Genomic DNA, 3479 nt, shown 5'->3' with positions numbered 1-3479 from the left:
ATCTGGCGTTGACTTTTGGCACGCTGTTGAGTTCTCAAGGAACGGTCGCTTCCTTTGTACTCACCCTCTCGGGCTTTCCTCCGGGCTTCCCTTCGATGTTTCCAACCTTACCAGATCCGTTTTCCGTTCCGTTCCCGGTCGGAATTCATTTCCGGTGGCCGTTGGAGGGCCTTTGCCTTTTCGATTGCCTTCCGGCTCTCTTTCGGCGAGTCCGACTTTATCAGAAGTTCTTGGCCGGTCTGACCGGCCACTCATTTCTGAGTAAATCGAAGGTGGCTTCAGTGTCTCGGAGATAACTCTCCGTTGTGAAGCAGATCGATTCTAACGATCGGCCCTGAACCTGTCCAGTTCTAGGCAACTGTTTGAATCTACCTCCCCATCCAACCCGTGTCAACGGGTCTTCCGGGGCGAAGAGGAGACTAGCAGCTCACAGGGGGTCTCCGCACATCAGGCGGCCGTAGGGACGAGCGCGCTGCGGTCGGTCTCGTCGAGGTCACCCGTCTCACCGGCGCGAGCGGCCCGGCCGCCGATGACGAAGACGTAGGCCAGGAAGGCCAGCTCAGCCACCACTCCGATGCCTATTCGCGCCCAGGTCGGCAGGCCGGACGGGGTGACGAAGCCTTCGATGGCGCCGGAGACGAACAGGACGAGAGCCAGGCCGATCGCCATGCCCACTGCGGCGCGTCCCTCTTCGGCCAGGGCAGTACGGCGACTGCGCGGGCCCGGGTCTATGAGGGTCCAGCCGAGGCGCAGTCCGGTTCCCGCGGCCACGAAGACCGCGGTGAGCTCCAGCAGCCCGTGCGGGAGGACCAGGCCCAGGAAGGTGTCGAGGCGGCCGGCCGAGGACATCAGGCCGAAGCCGACGGCCAGGTTCAGCATGTTCTCGAAGAGGATCCAGAGGACCGGGAGACCGAGGAAGACGCCCAGGACCAGGCACATCGCGGCTGCCCTGGCGTTGTTGGTCCACACCTGGGCCGCGAAGGAAGCCGCGGGATGGCTGGAGTAATAGGTCTCGTACTCGCCGCCGGGGCGGGTCAGCTCGCGGAGCTGGCTGGGGGCCGCGATGGTCGACTGCACGTCCGGGTGGGTGCCGATCCACCAGCCCAGGACGATCGCGATGGCGGTGGATATGAGCGCGGTGGGCACCCACCAATGGCGGGAGCGGTAGACGGCGGCCGGGAATCCCTGTCCGAGGAAGCGGGCGACGTCGCGCCAGGAGGCTCGGCGGGTGCCTGTCACGGCACTACGCGCGCGTGCCACGAGCTGGCTGAGGCGTCCGGTGAGCTGTGGATCGGGAGCGCTGGACTGGATCAGGGAGAGGTGAGTGGCGGTGCGCTGGTAGAGCGCGACGAGTTCGTCGGCCTCCGCTCCATTGAGGCGCCGCTGGCGGCGGAGGAGCACGTCGAGACGGTCCCACTCGGCTCGGTGTGCGGAGACGAAGACGTCGAGGTCCATCGGGTCTGCCTGCTCCTCGGCTGGTCGTCGACTGCCTGTCGTAGCAATGTCGCAGCTGTCAGCTTGTCGTACTGCGGCGCGATGCGCCCTCAGCTTGGCAGACTTGCGCTGTACAGGGCAGACCAGGGAAAGGCGGCGGGCGTGAGTGAGCTGGTGACGGGCGAGGCGGTGGCGCTGGAACTGCGTCCCGCGAGGCTGCCCAGCAGGGCACTCGCCGTGCTGCTCGACCTGATCGTGGCCTTCACCGTGTACATCGGTGTTTCGATCGGCCTGGCGGCGGCCACGGCCTCGCTCGACGACGCCGCGCAGATCGCCCTGGCGATCGCAGCCTTCCTGCTGGTGCTGGTCGGTGCGCCGATCGCGATCGAGACGCTGAGCCATGGGCGCTCGCTCGGGAAGCTGGCGTGCGGACTGCGGGTCGTGCGGGATGACGGCGGGCCCATCCGGTTCCGTCATGCGCTGGTGCGGGGAGCTCTCGGTGTGGTCGAGATCCTTATGACGTTCGGGGTCGTCGCCTGTATCGCGTCGTTGGTCTCGGCACGTGGGCGGCGGCTCGGGGACGTGTTCGCGGGGACCCTGGTCGTGCGGGAGCGGGTGCCCGTCGGGCAGGCCCGTTTCGTTCCGCCGCCTCCGCCCTGGCTGGCGGGACGTTTCGCCGAGCTGGACCTGTCGGCCGTTCCGGACCCGCTGTGGCTGGCTGTCCGGCAGTACCTGACGCGGATGCAGCAGCTCGATCCGCAGGTCTCGTGGGCGATGGCCGCGCAGCTCGCGGGCGATCTCGCGACGCGGACGGGTACTCCGGCGCCCCCGGACATTCCGCCGGCCGCGTATCTGGCTGCGGTGGTGCAGGAGCGGCAGGCCCGTGAAGCCCGGCGGGCCTTCGCCGACCAAGCTTCTCCGTCCGCCGGTATCCCCACCACGTACGCGCCTCCGGTACCCGGTGCGCCCCCTGCCCCCGCATCTGCACCCATGCATGCACCCACGCCTGCGCCTGTCCCTCCGCCGCCGGCTGCGCCCGTGGCTCCTCCCGCAGCGGCGGCCGAGCGGCCGACCACCGGGTTCGTGCCTCCGGCCTAGGCACGGTCCGGCCTGCGGAGCCTGCTGCTCAGGCCTCGGAGTCGGGGTCGGTGAAGAACGACGGCGGTGACCGCAGGTCCTCCAACTCGATTCCGGGGGCTGCCAGGACCACGTCGCCGGCGAGGTGCACAGGGCTCTGTTCGCCTGTGTCCAGAGCTGTGACCTGGTACTCGTCCACGGTCAGAGGGCCGTTGTCAGTGGCGTGTGTTTCTCTCTTCAGCAAGGCCCAGGACTGGTCCAGGGTGCGCGGGGCGAGGACGGGGTCCGTGAAGGCCACGAGGCGTACGCGGGTCGCGGCGGCGGAAGGGGTGAGGCGCAGGAGACGGGCGGTGGCGACGAGGAATGCGGGGGACGTGCCGGTGAAGGCGTGGGCGTGCACATTGCCTTCGGTGGCATGGGTGCCGGTGGGGTCCGTGCGGACCCAGGTGACGCCGTCGAGGGCGGCGCCACGGACCTGCCAGCCCCCGGCGTGGAGTTCCAGGCGGATGGGGCGGCCGAGGTCGTCGAGGGCGAGATCGACGGAGCCGCTGTGGTCACCGGAGGGGGTGGTCACTTGGGAGACATAACGCCAGCCGGAGGGGCCGGGGGCGCACTGGAAGTGTTCTTCGCCGAGGGGGGTGTGATCGTGCGGATCATGGAGCGAATAGCGGCCGCGGGGCATGGGGGTCCTGGGGCTTGACGGGGCGTGGGTCCGGCGCTCGGACCCGCGGTACGGCCGTGCGGGCGGTCGACGGGCCAAAGGGGCAGGCCCCCGGCACGGGGGTGCGGGGGCCTGCCTCGGCGGACCGGAGAACCTGCCGCCGGGAGAGCGCGTCGGTGCACGGGTGCGCTTCCCGGTGGGCGGGTCTCGGACTCAGTAGCGGTAGTGGTCCGGCTTGTACGGACCCTCGGCCTTCACGCCGATGTAGGCGGCCTGCTCGGGGCGCAGCGTCGTGAGCTTCACGCCG

The 3479-nt window shown here is 69.2% G+C and carries 4 protein-coding genes; 1 reads left to right on the top strand and 3 read right to left on the bottom strand.

Annotated features, from left to right (window positions below):
- Positions 1–447: 447 nt before the first annotated feature.
- Entirely contained in the window at positions 448–1455 is a 1008-nt protein-coding gene (locus ABT137_RS50865; protein ID WP_351720862.1) for a stage II sporulation protein M, read from the bottom strand.
- 141 nt (positions 1456–1596) lie between these two features.
- Here ABT137_RS50865 and ABT137_RS50860 point away from each other — a divergent pair, with 141 nt between their 5' ends.
- Complete coding sequence (locus ABT137_RS50860) at positions 1597–2532, top strand: RDD family protein (RefSeq protein WP_351720859.1); 936 nt, start codon at positions 1597–1599, stop codon at positions 2530–2532.
- A 28-nt stretch (positions 2533–2560) separates the two neighbouring features.
- Here the strand turns inward: ABT137_RS50860 and ABT137_RS50855 are convergent, their stop codons facing one another.
- Both ABT137_RS50855 and ABT137_RS50850 read right to left on the bottom strand, forming a co-directional pair.
- Positions 2561–3193 (bottom strand): hypothetical protein, encoded by a 633-nt coding sequence (locus tag ABT137_RS50855; protein WP_351720857.1) that lies wholly within the window; start codon positions 3191–3193, stop codon positions 2561–2563.
- A 192-nt stretch (positions 3194–3385) separates the two neighbouring features.
- The coding region (locus ABT137_RS50850; RefSeq protein ID WP_351720864.1) for an adenosylhomocysteinase at positions 3386–3479 on the bottom strand (94 nt) is incomplete at its 5' end.

The organism is Streptomyces sp. NPDC001980 (assembly GCF_040296885.1).
Lineage (GTDB): Bacteria > Actinomycetota > Actinomycetes > Streptomycetales > Streptomycetaceae > Streptomyces.
This window is presented reverse-complemented; position numbering and strand designations above follow the sequence as displayed.